General features: G+C 69.6%; 23 protein-coding genes. 8 read left to right on the top strand and 15 right to left on the bottom strand.

Features of this window, described 5'->3' with window-relative positions; translation table 11 throughout:
- The first annotated feature begins 28 nt into the window (after positions 1-28).
- Complete coding sequence (locus ACIOVG_RS15015; protein ID WP_400875080.1) at positions 29-889, top strand: carbohydrate kinase family protein; 861 nt, start codon at positions 29-31, stop codon at positions 887-889.
- A gap of 42 nt (positions 890-931) precedes the next feature.
- Here the strand turns inward: ACIOVG_RS15015 and ACIOVG_RS15010 are convergent, their stop codons facing one another.
- From ACIOVG_RS15010 to ACIOVG_RS14965, 10 genes are all read right to left on the bottom strand, one after another.
- Positions 932-1,684: an alpha/beta hydrolase gene (locus tag ACIOVG_RS15010; protein ID WP_400875078.1), complete on the bottom strand. Its 753-nt coding sequence runs from the start codon at positions 1,682-1,684 to the stop codon at positions 932-934.
- A gap of 9 nt (positions 1,685-1,693) precedes the next feature.
- The gene (locus tag ACIOVG_RS15005; protein ID WP_400875076.1) at positions 1,694-2,653 is read right to left on the bottom strand and encodes an NAD-dependent epimerase/dehydratase family protein; all 960 of its coding nucleotides are present in this window, start codon (positions 2,651-2,653) and stop codon (positions 1,694-1,696) included.
- Positions 2,650-3,603, bottom strand: a complete 954-nt coding sequence (locus ACIOVG_RS15000; RefSeq protein ID WP_400875073.1) for a bile acid:sodium symporter family protein — start codon at positions 3,601-3,603, stop codon at positions 2,650-2,652. Before ACIOVG_RS15000 ends, ACIOVG_RS15005 begins: the two co-directional genes overlap by 4 nt.
- Positions 3,600-4,892, bottom strand: a complete 1,293-nt coding sequence (locus tag ACIOVG_RS14995; protein ID WP_400875070.1) for a flavin-containing monooxygenase — start codon at positions 4,890-4,892, stop codon at positions 3,600-3,602. The genes ACIOVG_RS15000 and ACIOVG_RS14995 overlap by 4 nt, the downstream gene beginning before the upstream one ends.
- A 106-nt stretch (positions 4,893-4,998) precedes the next feature.
- The gene (locus ACIOVG_RS14990) at positions 4,999-6,156 is read right to left on the bottom strand and encodes a mannitol-1-phosphate 5-dehydrogenase (protein WP_400875067.1); all 1,158 of its coding nucleotides are present in this window, start codon (positions 6,154-6,156) and stop codon (positions 4,999-5,001) included.
- Positions 6,156-6,587, bottom strand: a complete 432-nt coding sequence (locus ACIOVG_RS14985) for a PTS sugar transporter subunit IIA (RefSeq protein ID WP_400875065.1) — start codon at positions 6,585-6,587, stop codon at positions 6,156-6,158. Before ACIOVG_RS14985 ends, ACIOVG_RS14990 begins: the two co-directional genes overlap by 1 nt.
- Positions 6,588-6,653: 66 nt before the next feature.
- Positions 6,654-8,282: a PTS mannitol transporter subunit IICB gene (locus ACIOVG_RS14980; protein WP_400875062.1), complete on the bottom strand. Its 1,629-nt coding sequence runs from the start codon at positions 8,280-8,282 to the stop codon at positions 6,654-6,656.
- Positions 8,279-9,964 carry a phosphoenolpyruvate--protein phosphotransferase gene (gene ptsP, locus ACIOVG_RS14975; protein WP_400875059.1) on the bottom strand — a complete coding sequence of 562 codons (1,686 nt, stop codon included), beginning with the start codon at positions 9,962-9,964 and terminating at the stop codon, positions 8,279-8,281. Before ptsP ends, ACIOVG_RS14980 begins: the two co-directional genes overlap by 4 nt.
- Positions 9,961-10,248 carry an HPr family phosphocarrier protein gene (locus ACIOVG_RS14970; protein WP_400875056.1) on the bottom strand — a complete coding sequence of 96 codons (288 nt, stop codon included), beginning with the start codon at positions 10,246-10,248 and terminating at the stop codon, positions 9,961-9,963. The genes ptsP and ACIOVG_RS14970 overlap by 4 nt, the downstream gene beginning before the upstream one ends.
- Complete coding sequence (locus tag ACIOVG_RS14965) at positions 10,245-10,562, bottom strand: PTS sugar transporter subunit IIB (RefSeq protein WP_400875053.1); 318 nt, start codon at positions 10,560-10,562, stop codon at positions 10,245-10,247. The genes ACIOVG_RS14970 and ACIOVG_RS14965 overlap by 4 nt, the downstream gene beginning before the upstream one ends.
- 167 nt (positions 10,563-10,729) lie before the next feature.
- Between ACIOVG_RS14965 and ACIOVG_RS14960 the strand changes: the two genes are divergently transcribed.
- Positions 10,730-12,652 carry a BglG family transcription antiterminator gene (locus tag ACIOVG_RS14960; RefSeq protein WP_400875050.1) on the top strand — a complete coding sequence of 641 codons (1,923 nt, stop codon included), beginning with the start codon at positions 10,730-10,732 and terminating at the stop codon, positions 12,650-12,652.
- A 6-nt stretch (positions 12,653-12,658) separates the two neighbouring features.
- On the opposite strand, the gene ACIOVG_RS14955 is transcribed toward ACIOVG_RS14960, so the two are convergent.
- From ACIOVG_RS14955 to ACIOVG_RS14945, 3 genes are read right to left on the bottom strand one after another with little or no spacing between them, the layout of a single operon-like run.
- Positions 12,659-12,922, bottom strand: coding sequence for an HPr family phosphocarrier protein (locus ACIOVG_RS14955; RefSeq protein ID WP_400875047.1), 264 nt, complete (start codon positions 12,920-12,922; stop codon positions 12,659-12,661).
- A 55-nt stretch (positions 12,923-12,977) separates the two neighbouring features.
- On the bottom strand, positions 12,978-14,648 hold the full coding sequence (locus ACIOVG_RS14950; RefSeq protein WP_400875044.1) for a phospho-sugar mutase: 1,671 nt from the start codon (positions 14,646-14,648) through the stop codon (positions 12,978-12,980).
- Positions 14,645-15,478, bottom strand: a complete 834-nt coding sequence (locus ACIOVG_RS14945) for a purine-nucleoside phosphorylase (RefSeq protein WP_400875041.1) — start codon at positions 15,476-15,478, stop codon at positions 14,645-14,647. Before ACIOVG_RS14945 ends, ACIOVG_RS14950 begins: the two co-directional genes overlap by 4 nt.
- Before the next feature lie 48 nt (positions 15,479-15,526).
- Here ACIOVG_RS14945 and ACIOVG_RS14940 point away from each other — a divergent pair, with 48 nt between their 5' ends.
- Positions 15,527-16,975 carry an NAD(P)H-quinone dehydrogenase gene (locus ACIOVG_RS14940; protein ID WP_400875038.1) on the top strand — a complete coding sequence of 483 codons (1,449 nt, stop codon included), beginning with the start codon at positions 15,527-15,529 and terminating at the stop codon, positions 16,973-16,975.
- A gap of 140 nt (positions 16,976-17,115) precedes the next feature.
- Here ACIOVG_RS14940 and ACIOVG_RS14935 read toward each other — a convergent pair whose 3' ends face one another.
- Positions 17,116-18,882 (bottom strand): acetyl/propionyl/methylcrotonyl-CoA carboxylase subunit alpha, encoded by a 1,767-nt coding sequence (locus ACIOVG_RS14935; protein ID WP_400875035.1) that lies wholly within the window; start codon positions 18,880-18,882, stop codon positions 17,116-17,118.
- Between the two features lie 85 nt (positions 18,883-18,967).
- Positions 18,968-19,624 carry a Maf family protein gene (locus ACIOVG_RS14930; protein ID WP_400876412.1) on the bottom strand — a complete coding sequence of 219 codons (657 nt, stop codon included), beginning with the start codon at positions 19,622-19,624 and terminating at the stop codon, positions 18,968-18,970.
- Positions 19,625-19,647: 23 nt separating this feature from the next.
- Between ACIOVG_RS14930 and ACIOVG_RS14925 the strand changes: the two genes are divergently transcribed.
- The 5 genes from ACIOVG_RS14925 to ACIOVG_RS14905 all read left to right on the top strand — a co-directional run bounded on the left by ACIOVG_RS14925 (position 19,648) and on the right by ACIOVG_RS14905 (position 25,329).
- Positions 19,648-20,883: a class I SAM-dependent RNA methyltransferase gene (locus ACIOVG_RS14925; protein ID WP_400875032.1), complete on the top strand. Its 1,236-nt coding sequence runs from the start codon at positions 19,648-19,650 to the stop codon at positions 20,881-20,883.
- Positions 20,884-20,936: 53 nt separating this feature from the next.
- On the top strand, positions 20,937-21,596 hold the full coding sequence (locus tag ACIOVG_RS14920; protein WP_400875029.1) for a response regulator: 660 nt from the start codon (positions 20,937-20,939) through the stop codon (positions 21,594-21,596).
- Entirely contained in the window at positions 21,586-22,815 is a 1,230-nt protein-coding gene (locus ACIOVG_RS14915; RefSeq protein WP_400875026.1) for a sensor histidine kinase, read from the top strand. The genes ACIOVG_RS14920 and ACIOVG_RS14915 overlap by 11 nt, the downstream gene beginning before the upstream one ends.
- Positions 22,812-23,822, top strand: a complete 1,011-nt coding sequence (locus ACIOVG_RS14910; protein WP_400875023.1) for a hypothetical protein — start codon at positions 22,812-22,814, stop codon at positions 23,820-23,822. The genes ACIOVG_RS14915 and ACIOVG_RS14910 overlap by 4 nt, the downstream gene beginning before the upstream one ends.
- A gap of 307 nt (positions 23,823-24,129) precedes the next feature.
- Positions 24,130-25,329, top strand: coding sequence for an ROK family protein (locus ACIOVG_RS14905; protein WP_400875020.1), 1,200 nt, complete (start codon positions 24,130-24,132; stop codon positions 25,327-25,329).
- Positions 25,330-25,425 lie beyond the last annotated feature (96 nt).

The following is a 25,425-nucleotide window of genomic DNA, read 5'->3' as shown; positions in this document are numbered from 1 at the left end:
GAGCGACGGACACGGCAGGATGGTGTCCATGTCCGCCCCCTCCGTGTTCATCGCCGGCCCCGCATCGTGGAACCAGATCGTCGTCCTCGACCGGCTTCCCGATCCCGTGCCTCATATGCAGTTCGCGGAGGCGTCGTGGGAGACGGTCGGGGGGACGAGTGCGGGCAAGGCGCTGAGCCTTCGTGGACGGGGACGCGAGGCGCTGCTCTATGCCGCCGCCGGCGACGACGACGCAGGCAGTCGCGTGCGTGCGGCCCTGGAAGCGGCCGGCGTCCGCGTGCAGTGGGCGGGCTGCGCGTCGACCGAGCGGCACCTCAACCTCATGACCGCGCAGGGCGCCCGGGTCTCGCTCTACCTCTCGTCACCGGCGGCGCAGTCGGACGACGGCGATGCAGCGCTGCGGGCGGCCATGAGCGCGTCCGCGGTGATCGTGCTGGATCTCGCCGCCGAACCGCTGAGGCTGCTGCCGCTGGCGACGGCGACCGGCCGTCCGATCTGGGTGGACGTGCATGACTACGACGGCACGGCGGAGTTCCACCGGCCTTTCCTCGCTGCCGCCGATGTGGTCTTCTGCAACGCCGACCGGCTCGATGACCCCCTGGCCTTCCTGCATGACCGCATCGATGCGGGCGCGACTCTCGCGGTGTGCACCCTCGGCGGGGAAGGAGCGGTCGCGGTCGACGCGCGCGGGGTCGAGCATCGCGTCGCCGCCGTCCCCGTCGAGGTCGTCGACACCAACGGCGCAGGCGATGCGTTCTTCGCCGGCGTGCTCGATGCGCGACTGTCAGGGCATCCGGTACCGGAGTCGCTCGAGGCCGGTGCGCGGGCGGCATCCCTCGTGCTCGGCAGCAGACACCTGCATCCGCTGCTCGATCCGGTCCTCGGCTGAGGCGTGTCGCTCGACCGGGGAACGGCGCGAGACCAAGCCGCGTCAGCGGCCGACGAGGGACTCCTGAACGAACGTGTCGACGAGAGCGGTCACGGTCTGGTGCATCTCCTCGTCGGAGATCGTGGGCGTGCCGTCACCGGCCTGCGGACCGTAGTCTCCGAACGACGCGTGCGAGGCACCGGGGATCTCGACGAGCTCGGCGTCGGCCGGAAGCAGGTGGCGCGCGTCGGCGATCTTCTCCGGGGTCGACAGGCCGTCCTCTGAGCCGGCGATGCTGAGCACGGCGAGGTCGGTGTCGGACACGTCGGTGGCGCAGTAGGAGCCGAACAGCAGCAGGGCATCCGCGTCGCCGGCGAGCTGGCACGCGCGCACACCGCCGAGGGAGTGGCCGCCGACCGCCCAGGTGTCGATGTCGGGCGCGGCGGACGTGAAGGAATCGAGGCCCCGCAGGTCGAAGAACGCCAGGTTCAGCCACGGGCGCGTGATCACCACGGTCATTCCGTCTTCTGCGAGACCCTGCAGGATCGCTGCATACGCCCACGGATCGACCTTCGCGCCGGGGATGAACACGACCCCGACCTCGGAGTCTCCGTCTGCCGGCGCCAGCACGATGCCCTCAGCGGCATCCGTGACCGTGATGTCGGGGTTCTCCCGCACCGTCGCGAGCGGTTCCGGCTCCGCAGCCATCACGCCGACCTGACTCCACACGAGGATGCCGCCGATACCGAGCACCAGCACGACGGCGATGCTTCCGAGGATCCAACCCAGTGCCCGGCGACCGCGCTTCTTCTGCATGGTTCCAGATTATGTGGTCGGCGTTGTGACGACGCCGGGGTGCGCATCCAGATAGGCCTCGAACGCCTGACGGCTCGTCAGCGCAGGCGTGTATCCGAACCGCTCTCTCAGACGCCGATTCGCCAGCACCGGCCGGTAGCGCAGGAACGGGACCTTCTCGGGGCCGTGAACGGTGACTCGCAGCGCCCGCCCGATGCGGAGGGCGGCGGACAGCACGCCGGCGGGGATCGTGAGCGTCGGTTTGCCCAGTCGGTCGGCGATCTCGGCGACGGTCATGCGCCCGTCGCCCGCGACGTTGAAGATCCCCGCAGGACCGTCGGTCGCGGCGCGAGCCATCGCGGCGGCCACATCGTCGACCCAGACGAAGACGAAGGGGGAGTCGGACCCGGTGATGCGCAGGATGCGCCGACCGTCCCAGAGGGCGGTGATCTGGTTCTGCACGGTCGGTCCGAGGATCGTGCCGATGCGGAAGACCACCTGCTCCAGCGCGGGATGCGACTCGCGGTACTCGGCCAGCATCTCCTCGACGAGCCGCTTGTGTCGGGAGTACGGGAAAGCGTCGTTGCCGCGCAGCGGCTGATCCTCGTCGATCCACTCCGGGTTGTCCCGGTGATAGCCGTAGGCGGCGCCCGAGCTGGAGACCACGATCCTGCGCACCCCGGTCTCGACGCACGCCGCGAGCACGTGCGCGGTGCCGGTGACGTCCACCCGGTACTCCCGGTCGACATCGCGGCCAGGATCGACGATCGCCGCGAGGTGCACGACGGCGTCGATGCGGTGGGTGCGCAGCAGGGGAGCGAGCGTGTCAGGATCCGTGACGTCGACGACGACATCCACGACACCCGCCCGAGGTGTTCCGATGCGCAGGTCGGCCGAGACGATCAGCTCGACGTCGTCGCGAGCAGCCAGCGCGGCGGCGACGTGCGTGCCGAGGAAGCCGCCGCCGCCGGTGATCAGCACGCGTGTCATCGGGCGGTCTCCATCGCGGCGCGCCCGGTCGCGTCGCCGGATGTCGAGCCGGTGCGCTTCTTGGTGTGCCGTGCCCAGAGCCCCGCCAGGATGAGACCGGCGACGATGTCCCAGATGCCCCACCAGCCCGCGACGATCGCCATGCCGCCGAGGCCGTCGAAGAACAGGAAGACCAGACCCAGCCCGAGGCCGGCGTTGCGGATGCCGACCTCGAAGGTCATGGCCTTGCGCTCCCGCGTGCCCAGACCGCCGACCACGGCCGTGCCGTAGCCGAGCGCGAGTGCCACCGCATCGTGCACGGTCACCACGAGGACGATGACGCCGAGCACCTGGAGGAACACGGCCCAGTTGCCGATCAGCGCCGCCAGGATGAAGGCGAGCAGTGCGATCAGGCTGAACCACTTGACGTACGGCTGCACGCGGCGCGTGAGTGCGGGCAGCTTCGCGCGGATCACCAGCCCGAGCGCGAACGGCAGGCCGACGATGAGCAGGATCTCCAGCAGCATCTTCCACGGATCCAGCGCGACCTCGCGCAGCAGCTCGCGTGCGGTCGGATGCAGGGAACCCCAGAACGTGATGCTCAGGGGCATCGCGACGATGTAGACCAGGTTGCCGACGGCGGTCAGCGAGACGGACAGCGCCACGTTGCCGCCGGATCGGTGCGTGAGCACCTGCGAGATGTTCCCGGGCGGACAGCAGGCGACGAGGATCATGCCGAGAGCCATCGAGGGCGACACCGGGAGCACGAGGGTGAGCAGGAAGGTGGCGACCGGAAGCAGCAGCAGCTGCGCGAGGATCGCGATCACGAACGGCTTCGGATGCTTCGCGACGACCTTGAAGTCCGAGGGGGAGGTGTCCAGCGCGATGCCGAACATGATCAGGCCCAACACCACGTTCAGGATCGTCAGCGTGCCGGGCGTGAAGCTGAGCACCACGTCGTCGACGTTCATGCCCTGGCCTCCAGCTCCTGCTTCTCCCGTCTGACCGCGCCGCGGTACGCGTCCTTGTTCACGTAGTAGGCCATGCGGTCGAGCCCGAGGTAGTGGTAGCCGCCGGTGAGGTCCGGCCAGGGCGCGCCGGTCACACGCCTACGGAAGCGCTCGGCGGATGCCGGATCCCGTTCGACGGCGTCCAGGTAGGCGGCCAGCAGGTCCGCCTGCTCGTAGCGGCCCTGCCATCCGATGCCCGATGCCTCGATCATGCCCATCACGTAGAGGCCGTTGAACGAGGCGGGGAACATGTTCAGGAACAGGCGGGGCGCGGCGCCCTGCCATTGCAGGTGAGCGCGGTCGACGAACGGGTAGTCGAGGGTGTATCCGGTGGCGAGGAGCACCAGGTCGTAGTCGTCGGAGGTGCCGTCGCGGAAGTGCACCGTGTCGCCGTCGAACCGCTCCACGTCCGCCCGGATCCGTAGGTCTCCCTGTCCGAGATGATTCAGGATCAGGGTGTTCACGATCGGGTGGGACTCGTAGATCCGGTAGTCGGGCCTCGGGAAGCCGAACCGCACCGGATCGCCGGTGAAGGCGCGCAGCACACGACTGTCCACCGCCTGCTTGATGCGGGCTGGCAAGGGCTTGCCCTGGTTCAGGGTGTCGCTGGGCTTGCCGAACAGGTACCGGGGCACGAAGTAGTAGCCGCGGCGCACGCTCATGTCGATCGAGGCGGCGTGATGCACGGCGTCGACGGCGATGTCGCAGCCGGAGTTGCCTGCACCGATCAGCAGCACGCGCTTGCCGGTGAGCTGGGAGGGGGACTTGTAGGCGCTGGTGTGCAGGAGCTCGCCGGTGAAGGTGCCGGGGAACGACGGAATGTTCGGCTCCGCGAGCGTGCCGTTCGCGAGCACCACACCGGTGTACCAGCGCGTCTGTTCGCCGTCCGGACCCACTGCTGTGAGGTCCCAGCCGCCGTCGCGCGGTTCGAGGCGGGTCACCCGCGTGTCGAACCGGAAGAGCGGCCGCAGATCGAAGTGCTCGGCGTAGTCGCGGAAGTACTCGTGCAGCACGCGATGGCCGGGGTAGTCGACCGCGGAGCGCATCGGGAAGTCGGCGAACTCGGTGGTCGTGCGCGAGGAGATCAGGTGCGCGGACTCGTACATCGTGCTGCGCGGATTCGTGATGTCCCAGAGGCCGCCGACGTCATGCGAAGCCTCGTAGCCGTCGACATCGATACCGCGCTTCTGCAGTGCCCTGGCCGCGGCGAGACCCGAAGGACCCGCGCCGATGACGGCGTATGTGTTCATGTTGCTCCCGCACGTCGCTGTGCTCGTGAATTCCCGGCGCCTCACGCGATGCGCCCCCGCCCACCGATCGTATCGGCTGGGCGGGGGCGCGGCAGAGCGTGGCGCGTCAGCCGACGCCGATGTGCTCCTGACGCGTCTGCACGGCGTCGCGGATCGACGGGAAGAGCGGATGCTCGGGGTCGAGCCCGGTCGTGCGGGTGGTGAAGGTCACGGCGTCCTCCGTGCGCAGCAGCTGCTGCAGTTCCACCGACTGCTCGTCCTCGGCATCATCGAACGCGAGGGCGGCCGCGATCGCGGCCACCAGGGCGCGAGCGGAGAGACCGTGCTCCGCGGCCATCGCGGCGGGACCGACGAAGCGCTCGTGGCGTGAGATCTTGCGCAACGGCTGACGCCCGACGCGCTGCACGGTGTCGACGAGAGCCGGGTTGCGGAAGCGCTCCAGGATCGTGGCACGGTACGCGGCCAACTCGGCAGCGTCGAGCCCGTGCGTGGCGACCAGCACAGCGGAGGTCTCCTCGAGGGCTGCGGTGACGTTCGCGGCGACCGTGTCGTCGGCGAGGGCGTCGGAGATCCGCTCGATCCCGCGCTGCGCACCGAAGTACGCCGCAGCGGCATGCCCGGTGTTCACCGTGAAGAGCTTGCGCTCGATGTAGGGGGCCAGGTTCTCGACGAAGTGCGCGCCGGGGATGCTCGGCAGCGCGCCGCCGAAAGCGCCGGACTCGATCGCCCACTCGAAGTACGGCTCCACAGTGACGTCGACCCCCGCTCCGGGCGCCTGAGCCGGGACGATGCGGTCCACCGCGGTGTTCGCGAACACGGCACGTGCCAGCAGCTCCTCGGCATCGACACCCGCGGCGATCTCGATCTCGGCGCGCAGCAGATCGGTCGCGCCGATCGCGTTCTCGCAGGCCATGACCTGCAACGGGGCCGCACCGGCGGTGCGCCGGGCGAGGCCTGCGACGATGGCGGGCGCGACGAAGCGCAGCACGGTCGGACCGACGGCGGTGGTCACGACATCGGCCGTCGCGATCTCGGAGGCCACGTCGTCGGGATCGGTGCGGCTGTTGACCGCGCGGAACCCGGTCACCACGTGGTCCACGCCACCGGGACCCGCCTCGTGCACGGTATAGGAGTCGGCCTCGTTGATGGCATCCACCAGGGCGTCGGCGACGTCGGAGAACACGACCTCGTACCCGCCCTCGTGCAGCAGCAGGCCGACGAACCCGCGCCCGATGTTGCCGGCGCCGAAGTGGACCGCCTTCATCAGTCGTTCACCGCCGACAGCAGGGCGAAGAGTTCTTCCGGAGTCTGCGCGGCGTTGAGCTTCGCGACGTCGTCGTCATCCGAGAACAGGATCGCGATCTGCGAGAGGATCTCGAGGTGCTCGTCGCCACGTCCGGCGATGCCGATGACGAATGTCGCGGGCTCGCCCGCCCAGTCCACGCCGCCGTCGTAGCGGACGACCGAGAGAGCGGAGGCGAGGATCGCGTCCTTGGTCTCGTTCGTGCCGTGGGGGATGGCCAGGCCGTTGCCCATGTAGGTCGACACGGTCTCCTCGCGCTGACGCATCGCGTCGACGTAGGCGGGGGTGACGGCGCCGGCCGAGATCAGGATGTCTGTGGCTTCCTGCAGAGCCTGATCCTGCGTGGCGCTGCCCGCGTGGATGCGGACCTGGCCGAGGGTGAGAACGCTCATGGTGTGTTGCCTTTCTGGGAATGATGAGGCGGGGCGGATGCCGTGGCACCCGCCCCGCCTGGTCTGTCACGCGTCGGAATCGCGCTGTGCGCGCACCATCTCGACGACCTCTTCGTACTTCGGAGAGTTCATGAAGTTGTCGACCGACACGTGGATCGAATTCGGCGACTGCGCCTTCGCACGGTCGGTGAGCTGCTGCTGCGTGATCACGAGGTCGGCGGTGCCGTCGAGGTTCGCGATCGCCTGGTTGGTGACCGTGACCCCGTCGATCTCGGCCTTCTTGAACTTGTTGCGCAGCACGCTCGCACCCATGGCGGAGGAGCCCATGCCGGCGTCGCAGGCGAACACGATGTTCGCGATGCGACGGTCGGTGACCACGCTGCCCGCGGCACCCGTCGCGGCGGCGGCACCGCTGGAGGTGCGCAGCGCGTCCATGGCGGCCGAGGACTTGCCCTTGTTCGCCTCGGTCTGCGCGATCGCAGCGCCGAAGGCGTCGCCCTCGGCCTCGAGGTCACGCTTGCGCGAGGCCCGCAGGATGACGCCCGTGATGAGGAACGTCACGACGGCGGCGATGATCACCGAGAGGTAGACCGTCAGCAGGTTGCCGACACCAGGGCCGATCGCGGCCGCGGTCACGGCGATGATGCTTCCCGGTGCGGCCGGGAATGCCAGACCGCCACCGAGGACCATGTTCGTCGTCACACCGGCTGCGCCACCCGCGATCAGCGCGAGGATCGTGGTCGGCTTGCTGAGCGCGTACGGGAAGTAGATCTCGTGGATACCACCCAGGAACTGGATGATCGCGGCACCCGGTGCGGAGGCCTTCGCCGCTCCGACGCCGAAGAACGTGAACGCGAGGAGCAGGCCGAGGCCCGGGCCGGGGTTCGCCTCGATGAGGAACAGGATCGACTTGCCGGTCTCGGTGGCCTGCTCGATGCCGAGCGGGGTGAACACGCCGTGGTTGATGGCGTTGTTCAGGAACAGGACCTTCGCCGGCTCGACGATGATCGACACGACCGGGAGCAGCTGCAGCGACACCAGCCAGTCCACGGCCGAACCCAGCACCGCGCTGATTCCGAGCATGACAGGACCGAAGGCGAAGAAGCCGGCGATGGCGAGGAGCATGCCGAGAATTCCGGCAGAGAAGTTGTTCACGAGCATCTCGAAGCCGGGGCGGATCTTGCCGTCCCACAGCTTGTCCATCTGCTTCGTGATCCACGCGGCCAGCGGCCCCATGATCATCGCGCCGAGGAACATCGGGATGTTCGTGCCGACGATGACGCCCACCGTGGCGATCGTCGCCACGACGCCGCCGCGTTCGCCGTAGACCATACGGCCGGCGGTGTTGGCGATCAGCAGCGGCAGCAGATAGGTGACCATCGGACCGACCAGGCCGACGTAGGCCAGGATGTTCCCGTCCGCGGTCTCGGCCACCGTCGTCATGGCGCCCTGCCAGCCGATGATGGCCGAGTCGCCACCGCCGCCGATGATCTCGGCGACGCCGGCCCAGTGCCAACCGGGGAACGGGCTCTCCGCCCCGAAGAAGCCCTTCGGGATGAACAGCATGGTGATGAAGCCCCACGCGATGAACGCCGCGATGTTGGGCATGATCATGCCGGACAGGAACGTGCCGAAGCGCTGCACGCCTGTTCGGAGCCCGCCCGGCTTCCGGGCGGCGGGTGACGTCGTCGTCATGATGTCGTCTCTTTCTGATGTGAGGGGAGGGACGCGGTGGCTTCCGCCACGGCGCTGCGTGCACTGGCGGCGTCATCCGCCGCCAGTGCGATCTCGGCGAGGTTGCGGGCCTCGTCGAGGGTGCGTTCGGAGAGGGTGTGGCGCACGTCCGCCAGCGCGGACGGCGCCATCGACAGGCTCGTCGCACCCAGGCCTGTGAGCACGACAGCCAGCAGCGGGTCCGCAGCGGCCTCGCCGCAGATCCCGATCGGCTTGCCGAGACGCGCGCCGGCAGCGCCGACCTCGCGCACCAGGCGCAGCACGGCCGGATGCCACGGGTCCTGGAACCCGGCGACCGAGCCGAGCAACCGGTCGGCCGCCATCGTGTACTGGGTCAGGTCGTTCGTGCCGATCGAGGCGAAGTCTGCGTGTGCGAGCACCCGGTCGGCGAGCAGCGCGCTCGCCGGGACCTCGACCATGACTCCTGCGGTCTTGAGCCCGTACTCGCGGGCGAGGGCGGTGAAGTACGCGGTCTCCTCGACCGTCGTGACCATCGGAGCCATGACCCAGAGATCGGCCTCGGTCAGCGCCTCCGCCTCGGCGAGTGCGGTCAGCTGTTCGCGGAGGATGTCCTCGCTGGCACGAAGAGCGCGGAGCCCGCGGAGGCCCAGCGCGGGGTTCTCCTCGTGTGCGTCGTTGAGGAACGCGAGTGGCTTGTCCGCCCCGGCGTCGAGCATCCGCACGACGACCTTCTTGCCGGGGAACGCCGCCAGCAGCTCGCGGTACGACTCGCGCTGCTGTGCGATCGTCGGCGCCTGCGTGGCGGAGAGGAACAGGAACTCGGTGCGGAACAGCCCGACGCCCTCGGCCCCACGTTCGACGGCATCGGATGCGTCTGCAGGTTTCCCCAGATTCGCCAGCAGCGCGATCGGCGTGCCGTCGGCGAGGGCGCCGGGGGTCAGGGGGGCCGCATCCGCTGATCGCCGTTCCGCGGCGCGCTGTGCGGCGCGATCCTTCTCCTCCTGGGAGGGATCGGCGGTGACGAGCCCGGCAGCGGCATCGACGATGACGGTCTGGCCGTTGGTCAGCGCCGTGGCGTCGACCGCGCCGACGATCGCGACGATGCCCTTCTCTCGGGCGAGGATCGCGGTGTGCGAGGTCGGGCCGCCGTCCGTCGTGATGAGCGCGAGCACCTGGTCGAGGTCGAGCAGCGCGGTGTCGGCGGGAGCCAGATCGCGGGCGACCAGCACGAAGGGGTGCCCGGGATTCGGGATGCCGGGAGCATCCACGCCGCAGAGGTGCGCCAGCACGCGCTGGGCGATGTCGTCGAGGTCGGCCGCGCGCTCGCCGAGGTAGCCGCCGACCGCCTCCAGCGTCGCGCGGAATCCGGCGAACGCGTCGTGCACCGCCCATTCCGCCGTGGCGCCGGCGTCGAGGCGGGTGTCGACCTCGTCCTGCAGGGTCGGGTCCTCGGCGATCATGGCCTGGGCCTCGAGCACGTCCTGCGCCGAGCCACCGGCAGCGGCGCCGCGCTCGTTCAGTTCCTTGGCGACCACGGCCACGGCATCCCGCACCCTGGTCCGCTCTGCCTCGGCCCCGCGCGTGCTCGGCGTCTGGTCCGGTGCCGGCAGCGCCTCGGTCATGCGGACGACGGTTCCCTGGGCGACGCCGAGACCGATCCCTACTCCACGCAGAGTGCTCATCCGGCGGCGTCCTGGTCGTGGTCGGTGGTGAGCAGCTCGGTGAGGGTGTCGATCACGTTCTCGGCGTCGGTTCCCTCGCCGTCGACGGTGAGGGTGACGTAGTCGCCGTACTCGATCGCGAGGGCGATGACACCCAGGATGCTGGACGCGTTGACGGGTTTGCCGGAATCCTTGGCGATCGTGACGGGCACGCCGGCATCCTTCGCCGCCTGCGCGAACAGCTTCGCCGGGCGGGCGTGCAGCCCGTGCGATGAGCCGATGCGAACGGTGCGAGAGGTGGTCATGATGTTCCTTTCGGGGTGCTGCTGACATCGGGGACGAGCGCGCGGGCGATGGCGAGCGTGCGCTCACCGGTGCGGTCCGCGAAGACATCCTGCGGAAGGAGGGCGACCGGGCAGCCCGCCGCATCCTCGATGGCCGAGAGCCGATCCGCGAGGTGCGGACCGACGAGCACGAGGTCGTGCGCGCCGTCGATGACGGAGCTCTCCATGCCTGCGGAGGCGTCCCAGTCGAGGCCGACCTCCGCAGCCGCGCGACGGAGCCGCTGAGCGACGAACGTGCTAGACGCGCCGGCGCCGCACACTACGAGGATCCTCATCGATGCCACCTTCCTGAGAACAGTCTGTGAAAGAGGCGAGGTGTGTCACCAACACGTTCCTTTCCGCCCCCGCGGAACATCGCTTTCCGCGCATGTCCCTCGGCGAACTGACATCATGGAGAGACGTCAGGACAGTGCAGTCAGCACGTGGAGGAGTCGGAGGGATCATGTCGCGTCAGCGCCAGGACCAGCTGCTCTCGACTCTCCTCCGTCAGCGGTCCTGGGCGACGGCCGGCAGCCTCGCCGATCTGCTCGGCGTCACGCCGCGCAGCGTGCGCTCCTACGTGGCTGCCTTGAACGCGCGGACGGCCGACGGGGATGCCGTCGAGTCCGGTTCCGCCGGGTACCGCGCCGGCCCCGGTGCCCGCGCCGCCCTCCGCGCGCGTCAGACCGGAGAGTCGGCTCCTCGTGATCGGCTGCACGGGCTCGTGCGCACGCTGCTCGACACGCCGGCCGGCATCGACGTGTTCGAGATGGCCGACCACCTGCATGTGAGCGAGGCGACGCTCGAAGCGGACCTCGCCCGGGTGCGCGCGCTCATCGACGGCACGGATCTCACGCTCGAGCGGGACCGCGAGATCGTGCGGCTCCGCGGCAACGAGACCGCGCAGCGCCGACTCCTCAGCCGTCTGGCGCACGACGAGATGGATGCGGCCTCGTTCCACCCCGAGACCTTCCGGCGTGCGCTCGCCGGCAACGCGGTCGCCGCGCACGCCGTCGCACCGTTCAAGTCCGCGCTGGTGCGGGAACTCGGCGAACTCGGCTACTACGTGAACGAGCTCGCCATCTCGGATGTGCTGTTGCACATCGCCATCGCCGCCGAGCGCGTTGCCGCGGGGCACGCACTGGAATCCGCGCCGTCCGGTGCCCGCGCCGAGATCCCTCAGGTCGGCGCCGTGATCGCGCGTCTGGCCGGCGAGCACTTCGCCGTGGCTCTCGGCGACGGCGACAGCGATCATCTCGCCTCGCTGGTGCTCACCCGCATCGTGGCTCCGGGAGAGGACGCCGCGGGTGATGTCGCCCGCAGCGGGGTGGACCCGGAGATCGAGGCCGCCGTCCGCGCCGAGGTGCAGCGCGCGGCCGACGACTACCAGGTCGATCTGGTCGACGAGACCTTCCAACTCCGCCTCGCGCTGCACGTGCAGAACCTGCTGCGCAGGGCCGAGGAGAGCGCGCTCACCCGCAACCCGCTCACCCGGTCGCTCAAGACGTCGTATCCGATGATCTTCGAGGTCGCCGTCTCCATCGCCAGCGGACTGCACGACCGGTTGGGCGCCCCCATCCATGACGACGAGATCGCCTACATCGCGATGCACGTGGGTGGGCGTCTCGAGCGCAGCCGCAAGGCGGAGTCGATCCTCACCGCGACCATCGTCTGCCCCGGGTACTACGAGCTGCACGAGCTGCTGCGTTCCAGCGTCGACCGCTCGCTCGGGTCGGCGATCGAGGTCACCAGCGTGATCACCAACGTCGACCCCGACTGGGCCTCCTTCGACACCGACCTCGTGCTCAGCACGATCGAGCCGGGGGCATCCGGCGACCGTTTCGTGCGCATCCAGCCCTTCCTGACGGACTCCGACGTCGACCGCATCCAGGCGGCGGCGGGGCGAGTGCGGCGAGGACGCCGCCTGACCCGCCTGCGCGGCGAGCTGGCGCGCTACTTCCACGCCGACGCGTACGTGTCACCGCTTCCCGATGAGGGGGAGGAGGCGATCATCCGGCGCCTGGGCGGACTGCTGGTGCGCACCGGTCTGATCGGCGAGGACTATATCGAGAACACGATCGCGCGGGAGCAGATGTCATCGACCGCGTTCACCGACTCGCTCGCCGTCCCTCATGCGCTGCAGATGACGGCGACCAGGACCGCCATCGCGATCGGCGTCGCCGACGGCTCTGCCGCCTGGGGCGACGGCCGCGTGCAGGTCGTCGCGCTCGCCGCGTTCAGCGAGAGCGACCGCGCGGCGTTCCAGACCGTGTTCGAGCAGCTCGTCGAGGTCTTCAGCGAGCGCGAGAGCGTGCAGCGGATCGTGCGCAGAGCCGGAAGCTTCGAGACCTTCCTGGACGAGCTGGTCGCGGTGATCGACGGTTGATCGCCGTCACCCTCGTGGAGCGAGGACCTCGCTCAGCGTGTCGAGCATGGCGGCGGCATCCGCGGACTCCCGCGTCTCGAGCGTGACGGCATCTCCGGGTGCCAGCGCCAGATCCATCACGGCCAGCACGCTGCTCAGGTCGACGACCACGCCGTCCGCGGTGCGAAGGGTCACTGCGTCACCGTAAGCCTGCACGACACGCACCAGTTCGGCGACCGGTCGTGCGTGCACGCCGTTGTGCGCGGTGATGGTGACGTGACGGCTCAGCATGCTCCGATGCTAGCCGTGGTCCGCTCGCGAGTGCCAGCGGACCACGGCCCGGGCGTCAGGAGCGCTCGTCGAGAAGGACGCGGACGCCCGCTTCGAGTGCGGCGACGACCTCGCGGGCGTTCTCCGCGGAGTCCGCCTTCGCGTCGATGTACACCTTGAGCTTCGGCTCGGTTCCGCTCGGGCGCACGATCACGCGTGACCCGTCGGCCATGCGGTAGCGCAGCACGTCGCCGGCCGGCTGACCGGGTGCCGCCTGCAGGAGGTCCTCCGTCGAGGCGATCGCGTGCGAGCCGATGTGCGTGGGCGGCAGCGACCGCAACGAGAGCATCACGGTGCCGATGATCGAGAGATCCTCGACGCGTACCGAGACCTGGCCGCTCGCGAAGTGGCCGTACGTGTCCCCGAGCTCGGTGAGCAGGTCGGCGAGCCCGAGCCCGCGGCCCCGGGCCTCGGCGGCGAGACCGAGGATCGCGACGGCCGCGGAGATGCCGTCCTTGTCGCGCACGGTCTCGGGATTGACCAGGTAGCCCAGGGCTTCTTCGAAGCCGAAGACGATGCCGGGTGCACGCGAGATCCACTTGAAGCCCGTCAGGGTCTCGTGGAAGTCCAGTCCGTGGTGTGCGGCGACCGCGCCGAGGCCGGGGGAGGAGACCAGGGAGCAGGCGAGGGACGCACCCGGCGTGCCTTCCGCCGCCCGCGCGGCCCGGGCGCCGAGCAGCAGCCCCACCTCGTTGCCTGTCAGGCGCCGCCAGCCGTCGGCCGCGGACTCATCGGGGACGGCGACCGCCAGACGGTCCGCGTCCGGGTCGTTGGCGAGGATGAAGTCGGCCTTCGCCCGCCGTGCCCGTGCGAAGGAGAGATCCATCGCACCCGGCTCTTCCGGATTGGGGAACGCGACCGTGCGGAACCGGGCATCGGGCCGCAGCTGCTGGTCGACGACCGCCGGCTGCGGATACCCGGCCGCGGTCAGGATGCGCGACAGCGTCTCCCAGCCGACGCCGTGCATGGCCGTGTAGACCCAGCGCAGGCCGTCCGCACCCGCCGGAGCCGGCGCCACGGCCGCGGTCGCTGCGACGTACGCGTCGACCACGGACTCCGGCGCGATCTCGTACTCGGTGGAGCGGGGGAGCGCAGGCACCCGCAGCGTGTCGGCGACCCGCTGGATCTGCGCGGCGATCTCGGCATCGGCCGGCGCCACGATCTGCGACCCGTCGTCTGCGCCGCCGAGGTAGACCTTGTAGCCGTTGTCGTTGGGAGGGTTGTGGCTCGCGGTCACCATCACGCCCGCGTCGGCGCCGAGGTGTCGCACCGCGAAGGCCAGTACCGGGGTCGGCAGGAGCCGGGGCAGCAGGATCGCCCGGAGCCCCGCGCCGGCGAAGATCTCGGCCGAGTCCGTCGCGAAGACCCGCGAGTTGCGTCGACCGTCGTAGCCGATCACGACCGTCGGCGTCGCTCCGCCGGAGCGCTCGCGGAGGTAGGCGGCGAAGCCGGCCGCGGCCTGCGCGACGAGCACCCGGTTCATGCGGTTGCTGCCGGCGCCGAGCTCTCCACGCAGACCAGCGGTGCCGAAGGCGAGCCGCGCCCTGAAACGGTCGTCGAGGTCGGCGCCCGCCGCCTCATCGCCGCCGGCGGCGCGGGTGATGAGGCCGGCGAGCTCGTCGCGGGTCTCGTGGTCGGGGTCCTGCCGCAGCCACGCCCGCGCCTGCGCGAGCCGCTCCTCGCTCACAGCGCCTCGACCACGCGGGCCAGCAGGGCGGAGATCACCGGTTCGGCGTCACGGCCGGCCTCGATCACCTCGGCGTGGCTCAGCGGCGTCTTCTGGATGCCCGCGGCGAGGTTGGTGATGAGCGAGAAGCCCAGCACCTCCATGCCGGCCTCGCGGGCGGCGATGGCCTCGAGGGCGGTCGACATCCCGACGATGTGTCCGCCGATGATCTTCGCCATCTGCACCTCGGCCGGAGTCTCGTAGTGCGGGCCGCGGAACTGCGTGTATACGCCCTCGTCGAGGGAGGGATCGACGCTGCGGGCGATATCACGCAGACGCGAGGAGTACAGGTCGGTCAGGTCGATGAAGGTGGCGCCCTCGAGCGGGGAGTCGGCCGTGAGGTTGATGTGGTCGCTGATCAGCACCGGCTGACCGGGCGTCCAGGTCTCGCGGATGCCCCCGGCGCCGTTGGTCAGCACCATGATCTTGGCGCCGGTCGCGGCGGCGGTGCGGACGCTGTGGACGACGCGGCGCACGCCATGGTCCTCGTAGTAGTGGGTGCGCGCACCGATGACGAGCACGTTCTTCCCGTCGGGCGTGCGGATGCTGCGGAGGGTGCCCACGTGACCTTCGAGGGCGGGCTTGGAGAATCCGGTGACCTCGGTCGCCGGGATCGTGGCGACCGTCTCGCCGATGATGTCCGCGGCCTTGCCCCAGCCGCTTCCGAGCGTGAGGGCGATGTCGTGCTTCTCGACGCCGGTCAGCCGCGCGATGTCGGCGGCGGCGGTTGCGGCGACCTCGAACGGGTTCGCGGACGGGTCATCGAGGGGGTTGCTGTGTGTCTCGGGCATGGATCCACTCTAGGAAGTGGCAGGCTCCGGTGCCAGGATTGCGCGAGAATGGTTTCCATGTCTTCCACCACTTTCGAGCGCACTCAGCGCGTCGCCGTCCTCGGCGGCGGTCCCGGCGGTTACGAGGCGGCCCTGGCTGCCGCTCAGCTCGGAGCCGAGGTGACGCTGGTCGAGCGCGTCGGCGTCGGAGGATCCGCCGTCCTGACCGACGTCGTGCCGTCCAAGAGTCTGATCGCCACGGCGGATGCGGCCGTCGCGATCTCTGAGGCGAGCGACCTCGGTGTGAACTTCTACGCCAAGGGTGAGGACGGCAAGCCGCTCAAGCCCGAGATCGCCATCAACCTCGCCGCGGTGAACAAGCGCCTGGTCGCGCTCGCCGGTCAGCAGTCCGAGGACATGCGTGCCACGCTTCTCGAGGCCGGTGTGCGGATCCTCTCCGGCCACGGCCGGCTCGAGGGCCCGACGGCGATCGTCGTGTCGACGGGGCAGGGCGGAACCGACTTCGACCGCATCGAGGCCGACACGATCATCGTGGCCGTGGGGGCGTCGCCCCGCGAGCTCGATTCCGCCAAGCCCGACGGAAAGCGCATCCTCACCTGGACGCAGCTTTACGACATGAAGGCGCTCCCCGAGCATCTCATCGTGGTCGGTTCCGGTGTCACCGGAGCCGAGTTCGCCTCCGCGTACATGAACCTCGGCGCGAAGGTGACATTGATCTCCAGCCGCGAGCAGGTGCTCCCCGGCGAGGACAAGGACGCGGCGAGCGTGCTCGAGAAGGTCTTCAAGCGCGGCGGGATGCAGGTGCTCTCGAAGTCCCGCGCCGACAAGGTCAAGGCCGACAAGGACGGCGTCGTCGTGACGCTCTCGGATGGACGGACCGTCGAGGGAAGCCATTGCCTGATGGCGGTCGGCTCGATCCCGAACACCGCCGGGATCGGTCTGGAGGATGCCGGCGTCGAGCTCGACGAGTCGGGGCACGTCAGGGTGAACAAGGTGGCGCGGACCTCCGTTCCCAACGTGTACGCGGTCGGCGACTGCACGAACTTCTTCCCCCTGGCATCCGTCGCGTCCATGCAGGGACGTACCGCGGTGTTCCACGCGCTCGGCGACATCGTGATCCCGCTCGAGCTGATCAAGATCACCTCGAACATCTTCACGGCCCCCGAGATCGCGACCGTCGGCTACTCCGAGAAGGACGTCGAGGACGGCGTCGCGGACGGGCTCGTCTACAAGCTGCCCCTGGCTGCCAATCCTCGGGCGAAGATGATGGGCATCAAGGACGGTTTCGTCAAGATCATCGCCCGCAAGGGATCCGGCACCGTCATCGGAGGCGTGATCGTCGCCCCCAAGGCGTCCGAGCTCATCTACCCGATCGCCGTCGCCGTCGAGCGACGGCTGACGGTCGATCAGGTCTCGCGCGTCTTCGCGGCGTACCCGTCGCTGTCGAGCAGCATCACCGACGCGAGCCGTGCGATGCACCTGGGGTACATCTCCTGAGACGCACCACCGACAGAAAAGGCGCCCCACCGAGGTGGGGCGCCTTTTCTGTCGCCGGGTCCCTGAGCCTGTCGAAGGGTCTGGGTCCCTGAGCGTGTCGAAGGGTCTGGGCCGTTCGGGTCCCTGAGCCTGTCGAAGGGTCAGCTGATCGTGAGCAGCTGGTGCCCCGCCGAGACCGTGGTGCCGGCCGCCGCGTTGATGTTGCCGACGACGCCGTCCTTGTGCGCCTGCAGCGGCTGTTCCATCTTCATCGCCTCGAGCACCACGACCAGGTCGCCCTTGACGACCTGCTGTCCGTCCTCGACGGCGATCTTGACGACGGTCGCCTGCATCGGAGACTTCACGGCATCGCCCGAGGCGCCGGCGTTCACGGTGGTCGCGTGGCTGCGACGCGACGGCGGTACGACAGCCGGGCGCCCCGCGGTGCCGGCGGCGACCGCGACGCGGTCGGGAAGGCTGACCTCGAGCCGCTTGCCCGCGACCTCGACGACGACCGTGTGGCGTCCGTCCGAGGCGGGTGTCGGCTCGAGCTCGCCGTCCCACGCGGGGATGTCGTTGTCGAACTCGGTCTCGATCCAACGGGTGAAGATGCCGAAAGTGCCGTCTTCCGCCGTGAATGCGGGGTCGCGGACGACCTTGCGGTGGAAGGGGAGGACGGTGGGCAGGCCGGCGACCTCGAACTCGTCGAGTGCGCGGCGGGACCGCTCCAGCGCTTCTTCGCGGTTCTTGCCCGTGACGATGATCTTCGCCAGCAGCGAGTCGAACGCGCCGGAGACCGCGTCGCCGGCGGTGACACCGGAGTCGAGGCGGATGCCGGGACCTCCGAAGGTCTTGAAGACGTTCACGGGACCGGGCTGGGGGAGGAACCCGCGGCCGGGGTCCTCGCCGTTGATGCGGAACTCGATGGAGTGTCCCTGCGGCTCCGGGTCGGCGTAGTCGATCGTGCCTCCGGCGGCGATGCGGAACTGCTCGCGCACCAGGTCGATGCCGGTGACCTCTTCCGAGACCGGGTGCTCGACCTGCAGGCGCGTGTTCACCTCGAGGAACGACACGGTGCCGTCGGCGCCGATCAGGAACTCGCACGTGCCGGCACCGACGTAGCCGACCTCCTTGAGGATGGCCTTGGACGCCGAGTAGAGCAGGCTGTTCTGCTCCTCGGTGAGGAAGGGCGCGGGCGCCTCCTCGACCAGCTTCTGGTGACGGCGCTGCAGCGAGCAGTCGCGCGTCGAGATCACCACGACGTTGCCGGCGGCATCGGCAAGGCACTGCGTCTCGACGTGGCGCGGCTTGTCGAGGTACTTCTCCACGAAGCACTCGCCACGGCCGAACGCCGCGACGGCCTCACGGGTGGCGGACTCGAACAGCTCGGCGACCTCGTCGAGCTCGCGCGCGACCTTGAGGCCGCGGCCGCCGCCGCCGTAGGCGGCCTTGATCGCGATCGGCAGACCGAACTCCTCGGCGAACGCCACGACCTCGTCGGCACCGGAGACGGGGCCGGGGGTTCCGGGGGCGAGAGGGGCGCCGACCTTCTCGGCGACGTGACGCGCGGTCACCTTGTCGCCCAGGGCCTCGATGGCCTCGGGGGACGGTCCGATCCAGGTCATCCCCGCACCGATGATCGCGCGAGCGAACTCGGCGTTCTCGGCGAGGAAGCCGTACCCCGGGTGCACGGCGTCGGCTCCGGCACGACGGGCGACGGAGAGGATCTTCTCGATCTGGAGGTAGGTCTCGGCGCTGGTGGCTCCGCCGAGGGAATAGGCCTCGTCGGCGAGCCGCGTGTGCAGCGCGTCGCGATCCTGATCGGCGTAGACGGCGACCGAAGCGATCCCGGAGTCACGAGCGGCACGGATGATGCGTACGGCGATCTCGCCGCGGTTGGCGATGAGCACCTTGGCGATAGCAGGCATGGTTGCCAGCCTAGCGAGAAGCGCAACGAACCAATTGACGACTCTCCACAAGAAAGACGCCGAAACGTCGCGCAGAGTCTACGAGTCAGTCGGTCTGCGGGATGTTCCAGAGATCGGTCCAGGTCACTCCGAGCTCCGCGGCCATGCGGCGGATGGTCGAGAGCGACATCCCCACCACCGTGGACGGATCGCCGTCGACGCGGGTGATGAACGCACCGCCGAGACTGTCGACCGTGAAGGCCCCCGCCACGTACAGCGGCTCGCCGGAGGCGACATAGGCGGCGATCTCCGCGTCGGTGATGTCGTCGGCGAAGGTCACCGCCGCCTCCGCTGTCGCCGTGACCTCGACCGGGGCGGCTCCGGGAGCGATGCGGAACACGGAGTGGCCGGAGTGCAGGATGCCGGTCGCGCCGCGCATCTCGTGCCAGCGCCGCGTGGCCTCCGCCGCCGTGTGCGGTTTGCCGTAGACGCGGCCGTTCAGCGCGAACATCGAGTCGCCGCCGATGACGATGCCGTCGAACGCCGGGTCCTCCGTTGTGATGCGGAGTGCCACGTCCTTCGCCTTGGCCCGTGCGAGCAGCAGCACCAGCTCGGCCGGTGGCAGTTCCGCTCCCGCGGCCTCGGTGGCGGCCGCCGCGACGGCGTCCTCATCGACGTCGGGCGAGATGGTCAGGGGGTCGATCCCCGCCTGTCGCAGCAGCATCAGACGGGCGGGGGAGGTGGAGGCGAGGCAGACGCGCATGTGCACCACCGTATCCTCGAAGGATGACTTCCTCCTCTGCCGACGTGCTCGAGCTCGACATCACCGGGATCGCGCACGGCGGGACCTTCGTCGCCCGCCATGAGGGACGTGTCGTGTTCGTCTCCGACGCCATCCCGGGCGAGCGCGTCCGTGCTCGACTGATCGACCCGCAGGACGACGGGGCGGACAACCGGAGCTTCTGGCGCGCCGAGGCCATCGAGATCCTCGATGCCTCTCCGCACCGACGTGCGCACATCTGGCCGGAGGCCGACATCTCGCGGGACCCTGCGGAGCGTCCCGGTGGTGCGGATCTCGGCCACATCGAACTGGCCCATCAGCGCACGCTCAAGCGTCAGGTGCTCTCGGAGGCGTTCGACCGCTTCGCCGGAGGAGGCCTGGAGGCTCCCGAGGTCGAGGCCGTCGAATCCGGCGATGGTCTGGGGTGGCGCACGCGCGTCACGCTGCACGTCGACGATGCCGGTCGGGTCGGTCCGTTCGCGGCCAGGAGTCATCGCGTGATCCCCGTCCGCTCGCATCCGCTCGCCCGTCCCGCGGTGGCGGAGGCGGCGCTCGCACTGCGCGGTGGGGCTGCGGGTCGCATCGATCTTGTGGAGCCGGCCGACGGCGAGGTGCGCGTCATCCGCCATGAGGACGGCGCCCGTCCCGTGCATCGCGGTGGGCGTCGGCCCGAACCCGAGGTCGTGCACGAGCAGGTCGGCGACCGTCGATTCGAGGTCGACGTCAACGGCTTCTGGCAGGTGCACCCGCGCGCGGCCTCCGTCCTCGACGGCGCGGTCTACGGCGTTCTCGACGGACACGTCGATCCCGACCGCACCCACTACGACCTCTACGGCGGGGTCGGCCTGTTCGCGGCGACTCTGGCGGATCTCGGCGCGACCGACATCGTCACGGTCGAGTCCAGCAAGCGCGCGACCCAGCATGCGGCGGCGAACCTCGCTCCGTTAAAGGCCACAGCGGTGACCGCTCGCGTGGATCGCTTCCTCCAGGGGGCAGCCGCCCGCACGGGAGCAGGAGCCGTGGTCCTCGATCCGCCCCGTGCCGGTGCGGGGCGAGCTGTGGTCGAGGGCGTGCACGCGCTCGAGCCCGAGGCGATCGCGTACGTCGCGTGCGATCCGGTCGCCCTGGCGCGCGATCTGGGCACCTTCCGTGGTCTGGGCTGGAACGTGACGACGCTGCGCTCCTTCGACCTGTTCCCGCATTCGCATCACTTCGAGGTCGTCGCCCTGCTCACCCGGTGACGCGCAGCGGCGGGGATCCTCGCCCGGCATCGTCGACTCACTAGGCTGGGTGGATGAGTACGGTCGCCCTCATCGATGATCACGAGTCCGTTCGCCTCGGCCTTGAGGCCGCGTTCGCGCGCGACTCGCAGACCGTCGTCTTCTCCGGGAGCTCCGTCAGCTCGTATCTGGATTGGCGCAAGAGCTCGGGGGCGCCGCCTGCGGAGGTCGTGGTGCTCGACCTCACTCTCGGCGACGGCAGTACGGTCATCGAGAACGTCACCTCGCTTGTCGCGGACGGCGCGAGCGTCGTGATCCACAGCGTGGCCGACCGTCCGGCCGCTGTCCGCGAAGCCCTCTCCGCCGGAGCCGCCGGGGTCGTCAGCAAGTCGTCGGCACTCGACGACGTGCTCGATGCGATCCGGACCGTGGCTCAGGGCGAAGCGCTGAACAACGTCGAGTGGGCGAGCGCCGTCGACGGCGACCGTGACTTCGGCGACGCCCAGCTCTCCACGCGCGAGCGCGAGGTCCTGCGCCTCTACGCCACCGGGCTCCCGCTCAAGGCGGTGGCCGAGCGTCTCGGCGTCGCCTATTCCACCGCCAAGGAGAACATCACCCGTATCCGCGTCAAGTACGTCGACGTGGGGCGGCCCGCCCCGACCAAGGTCGACCTGCTGCGCCGCGCGATGGAGGACGGGATCGTCGAGACAGACGGAGATCCGAGTGGCCACTGACGCCCTCGACATCCGCGAGGCCTGGAGCAAGATCCCTTCTCCCGGCACCGCGGAGACCGAGTTCGAGCGCTTCACCGGGAAGCGGATGGAGCGGATCCTGGCGACCGTGGTCGCGATCGGGTCCGCGACGCTCGGCGCGCAGGCTTTCGTCGCCGCGGTCGGCTCGTTCTCCCGGGGCGATGTGCCGCAGATCATCGTGCTCCTGGTCGTCTTCATCCCGCTGGCGGCGATGCTCGTCGCCTGCATCCTCGGCCGGTGGGTCTCCATCGCCGCCGGATCCTTCGCGGTCTCCTACGTGCTCGCGCTCGTCGCCTGGCCGATCGTCGTCCCGCCGGGTGGAGCGGGCGATCAGCCGTGGATCTTCTTCCTGGTCAATGTCTGCGTCGTCGCGGCCATGCTCGCCTTCCCGATCCGCCTCCAGATCGCGTGGGCGGCCGGGCTGCCGTTCATCTACGGATACGTGCGACTCGTGCAGGGGAGCTTCTCCCGCGACTTCTGGATCACGACCGCCTTCGACGTCTCGTTCACACTGATCCTGGGCATCGTGATCGTCGCGCTCGGATGGATGTTCCGCTCCGTCGCGGCCGGCGTCGATGATGCGCGAGGGCGTGCTGTCGCGTCGTACGCCTCGGCTGCGGCTGCCGCGGCAGCCGAAGAGGAGCGTGTGGCGATGTCCGCGCTGATGCACGACAGCGTCCTGGCCGCACTCATCGCCGCGGAGAGGGCGGAGAGCGAGCGCGCCCGTGAGCTCGCGGTCGCGATGGCACGCGAGGCGCTGACCCGCCTGGCCAACACCGAGGCAGCCGTGGCGCAGGAGGGCAGCGACGAGCCCGTCGGCATCTCGCAGATCGTGATCGAGCTGCGCCGGGCGTTGTCGGAGCTCGGCGCAGATGCGATCGTGGAGGAGCGCGGAGGCATCGGGCTCATCCCCGGACGGGTGGCGCGCGCTCTCGTCCTGGCAGCTCGACAGGCCATCGGCAACGCGGTGGCGCATGCGCAGGGGCGCGGGCTCCACATCATCGCGACGGGACGCGGCGACGAGGGGATCATCGTGGCGATCTCCGACACCGGTCCTGGTTTCGACATCGACACGATCGGCCCCGATCGTCTGGGCATCAGCGCCTCGATCGTCGCACGCATGGCCGGCGTCGCCGGCACGGCTGACATCGTCTCCGGCCCGCAGGGCACGACCGTCACTCTCGGCTGGGAGCGCTCATGAACCGCACGGTGCGCAGCGTCGCCACCTCACTTGCCGTCGGGTTCGCCATGTACTTCGTCGCGCGCTCGATCTGGTGGACGGTGCAGCCGACGGCGCCGGTGCTGATGGTGCTGGCGATCGCCGCGTATCTGGTCGTCGTGCTCATCGCGATCCTGTGGGACTCGGCATCGTCGGTGCGGATGCCGCTGTGGGCGGCCTTGCTGTCGCTGCTGGCGTGCGTCCTGGTGCCGCCGCTGGTGACCCTGTCCCTGGACGACACGTCGCGCACCGCGCCGTTCGCGACCTGGTACATCGGAGGGCTCGGTCTGTTCGGCATCGTCTGCGTCGTGCGGCGCCGATTCCTGATCGGATGGTTGACGGTCGCCGTGCTCGTGGCCACTTCCGCGGGGTACCTGGGCTTCGGCGTGGCGCTGAATCTCGGGCTGGTCGGCTCGATCATGTGGGTGGTGGTCGCTCAGCTGCTCGTCCTCTTCTGGGACAAAGCGATCCGCGACACCGCTCGGCTCGCGGAGATCCAGCAGGCAGTCTCGGCCTGGCACGCGACGCAGCTGGTGCGTCAGCGCGAGAGAAGGCTGCGCACGCAGTTCGCGCTCGCCGTGGCCGGTCCGGTGCTCAGCCGCGTCGTGGCCTCGCGAGGCAGTCTCACCGTCGAAGAACGGCTCGAGGCGCGTCTCGCCGAAGGCCGGTTGCGCGACGAGCTGCGCGGTGCGGATCTGCTCAACGACGCGGTGCGTGATGCGATCGAGGATGCCCGGCGACGAGGTGTGATCGTGACGGTCTTCGACGAGGGCGGTCTCGAGGGCATCGACGAGGACCGTCGTGCGGAGATCAGGGACGAACTCGCGGTGGTCCTGCGCACGGCGAAGGCGGGGCGGTTGATCATCCGCTCCTCCAACGACGAGCGGATCGCGGTGACGGTCGTGGGGCGTGCGAGCTCCGGATCGTCGCGGGACGACGACGAGGTCGACCTGTGGCATGAGATCTCGCGAGAGGCCGCCGCCGGCTGAACGTCGTACGGCGCACGCCCCCTCGGCTTCGGCCGAGGGAGGTGGTCGAAGTCGAGGACAGAGAGTGGGCGAGGGGCGGCGAAGCCGCCCACCCCTCGCCATGCGGCCAGTTACCCGAAAACCGACCGCTGGTGGCCGTTCTACGTCTATCTACCCTGGGATAGAGAGAACAGCCGAACGCGAAGCGTCTCCATTAGTCTCCTCGGTCGATCAAAGGTTGTCTGTAGGTATTTTGGGGGACACGTTTCGGGTCGCGATGAGGGAAGATTGGACGATGGGAATGCGTCGCGGGACGAACCTTCCACGGATGGGCGACTTCAACCAGTCGGTGATCCTGGAAGCGATACGTCAGTCCGGTACCGGGCTGAGCAGGACCGAGCTCGTGGAGGCCACTCGGCTGTCCGCGCAGACGGTCACGAACATCACCCGTCGTCTCCTCGCCGACGGTCTCATCGCCGAGGCCGGTCGCACGATCAACGGTCCGGGCAAGCCTCGCGTCACGTTGCGCATGATCGCGGAGAGCCGGTACTCGGTCGGCGTGCACCTCGATCCCGCGGTGATGACGTTCGTGTTGCTCGATCTCACCGGTGCCGTGGTGCGGCGCATCACGACGCGCACACCTGCGGCCGATCCGCGGCACATCGTCGACGCCATGGCGGCGACGATCGGATCGCTCATCGACGCGTCCGGTGTCGACCGGAGTCTGATCGCGGGCGTCGGCGTCGCAGCGCCAGGGCCCCTGGATGCGGAGCGCGGGACCGTGATCGATCCTCCCAAGCTCCCCGGATGGCATCGTGTGCCGCTGCGAGCGGTGCTCGCCGAGGCCACGGGTTTCGATGTCACGTTGGAGAAGGACACGACGGCCGCCGCGGTGGGCGAGCTGTGGACAAGGCACGGACCGCCGGATGACTCGTTCGTGCTGATCTATCTCGGTACGGGGATCGGTGCCGCTCTGGCGCGCGACGGTGAAGTCGTGCGGGGGAGCTCTCGGAACCTCGGCGAGGTCGGACACATCATCGTGGATCCCGATGGCCCGGTGTGCGCGTGCGGCTATCGGGGCTGCGTCGAGGTGATGTGCACTCCGCAGGCGATCGTGGAGCAGGCCGAAGGCGCGGGTGTCTTCCCCGACGATCGCGAGGTCAACGACGCCGAGGCCGTCGACGCACGCTTCACGCAGCTGTGCGAGCGGGCCGCATCGGGCGATGTGGCCGCCCAGCGGGTGCTGCGACAGGCCGCGGCGCACATGACCGTGCTCGTCGCGGCGCTTACCAACATGCTCGACGTGGACAGGGTCGTGCTGGGCGGGCCGTTCTGGTCGCGGCTCGCGCCGGTGTACCTGCAGGAGATCCCCCCGCGCCTCGAGCGACTCAGCGCGACGCGGGCCGTGCACACGCTGCCCGTCGACGGGAGCGTCGTCGGAGACGACGTCGGTGCGATCGGGGCCGCGTGCGTCGTCCTGGATTCCGTGCTGTCTCCGCGCACCTCGGATCTGCTCCTGGAGGTCTGATCGCACGGTGCCGCTTCGTGAGGGGCGGGGCCGAGGGAAGAAAAGCCTTGACATCGATAAGTCCAATCGATGTATTATTTCTCATCCCCTCCCGCC

The sequence above is a fragment of the Microbacterium sp. NPDC087591 genome, assembly GCF_044743625.1.
Lineage (GTDB): Bacteria > Actinomycetota > Actinomycetes > Actinomycetales > Microbacteriaceae > Microbacterium.
This window is presented reverse-complemented; position numbering and strand designations above follow the sequence as displayed.

Coding starts and splice junctions, on each gene's coding strand:
- ACIOVG_RS15015 (WP_400875080.1), top strand. CDS start 29: ATGTCCGCCCCCTCCGTGTTCATCGCCGGCCCCGCATCGTGGAACCAG.
- ACIOVG_RS15010 (WP_400875078.1), bottom strand. CDS start 1,684: ATGCAGAAGAAGCGCGGTCGCCGGGCACTGGGTTGGATCCTCGGAAGC.
- ACIOVG_RS15005 (WP_400875076.1), bottom strand. CDS start 2,653: ATGACACGCGTGCTGATCACCGGCGGCGGCGGCTTCCTCGGCACGCAC.
- ACIOVG_RS15000 (WP_400875073.1), bottom strand. CDS start 3,603: ATGAACGTCGACGACGTGGTGCTCAGCTTCACGCCCGGCACGCTGACG.
- ACIOVG_RS14995 (WP_400875070.1), bottom strand. CDS start 4,892: ATGAACACATACGCCGTCATCGGCGCGGGTCCTTCGGGTCTCGCCGCG.
- ACIOVG_RS14990 (WP_400875067.1), bottom strand. CDS start 6,156: ATGAAGGCGGTCCACTTCGGCGCCGGCAACATCGGGCGCGGGTTCGTC.
- ACIOVG_RS14985 (WP_400875065.1), bottom strand. CDS start 6,587: ATGAGCGTTCTCACCCTCGGCCAGGTCCGCATCCACGCGGGCAGCGCC.
- ACIOVG_RS14980 (WP_400875062.1), bottom strand. CDS start 8,282: ATGACGACGACGTCACCCGCCGCCCGGAAGCCGGGCGGGCTCCGAACA.
- ptsP (WP_400875059.1), bottom strand. CDS start 9,964: ATGAGCACTCTGCGTGGAGTAGGGATCGGTCTCGGCGTCGCCCAGGGA.
- ACIOVG_RS14970 (WP_400875056.1), bottom strand. CDS start 10,248: ATGACCACCTCTCGCACCGTTCGCATCGGCTCATCGCACGGGCTGCAC.
- ACIOVG_RS14965 (WP_400875053.1), bottom strand. CDS start 10,562: ATGAGGATCCTCGTAGTGTGCGGCGCCGGCGCGTCTAGCACGTTCGTC.
- ACIOVG_RS14960 (WP_400875050.1), top strand. CDS start 10,730: ATGTCGCGTCAGCGCCAGGACCAGCTGCTCTCGACTCTCCTCCGTCAG.
- ACIOVG_RS14955 (WP_400875047.1), bottom strand. CDS start 12,922: ATGCTGAGCCGTCACGTCACCATCACCGCGCACAACGGCGTGCACGCA.
- ACIOVG_RS14945 (WP_400875041.1), bottom strand. CDS start 15,478: ATGCCCGAGACACACAGCAACCCCCTCGATGACCCGTCCGCGAACCCG.
- ACIOVG_RS14940 (WP_400875038.1), top strand. CDS start 15,527: ATGGTTTCCATGTCTTCCACCACTTTCGAGCGCACTCAGCGCGTCGCC.
- ACIOVG_RS14935 (WP_400875035.1), bottom strand. CDS start 18,882: ATGCCTGCTATCGCCAAGGTGCTCATCGCCAACCGCGGCGAGATCGCC.
- ACIOVG_RS14930 (WP_400876412.1), bottom strand. CDS start 19,624: ATGCGCGTCTGCCTCGCCTCCACCTCCCCCGCCCGTCTGATGCTGCTG.
- ACIOVG_RS14925 (WP_400875032.1), top strand. CDS start 19,648: ATGACTTCCTCCTCTGCCGACGTGCTCGAGCTCGACATCACCGGGATC.
- ACIOVG_RS14920 (WP_400875029.1), top strand. CDS start 20,937: ATGAGTACGGTCGCCCTCATCGATGATCACGAGTCCGTTCGCCTCGGC.
- ACIOVG_RS14910 (WP_400875023.1), top strand. CDS start 22,812: ATGAACCGCACGGTGCGCAGCGTCGCCACCTCACTTGCCGTCGGGTTC.
- ACIOVG_RS14905 (WP_400875020.1), top strand. CDS start 24,130: ATGGGCGACTTCAACCAGTCGGTGATCCTGGAAGCGATACGTCAGTCC.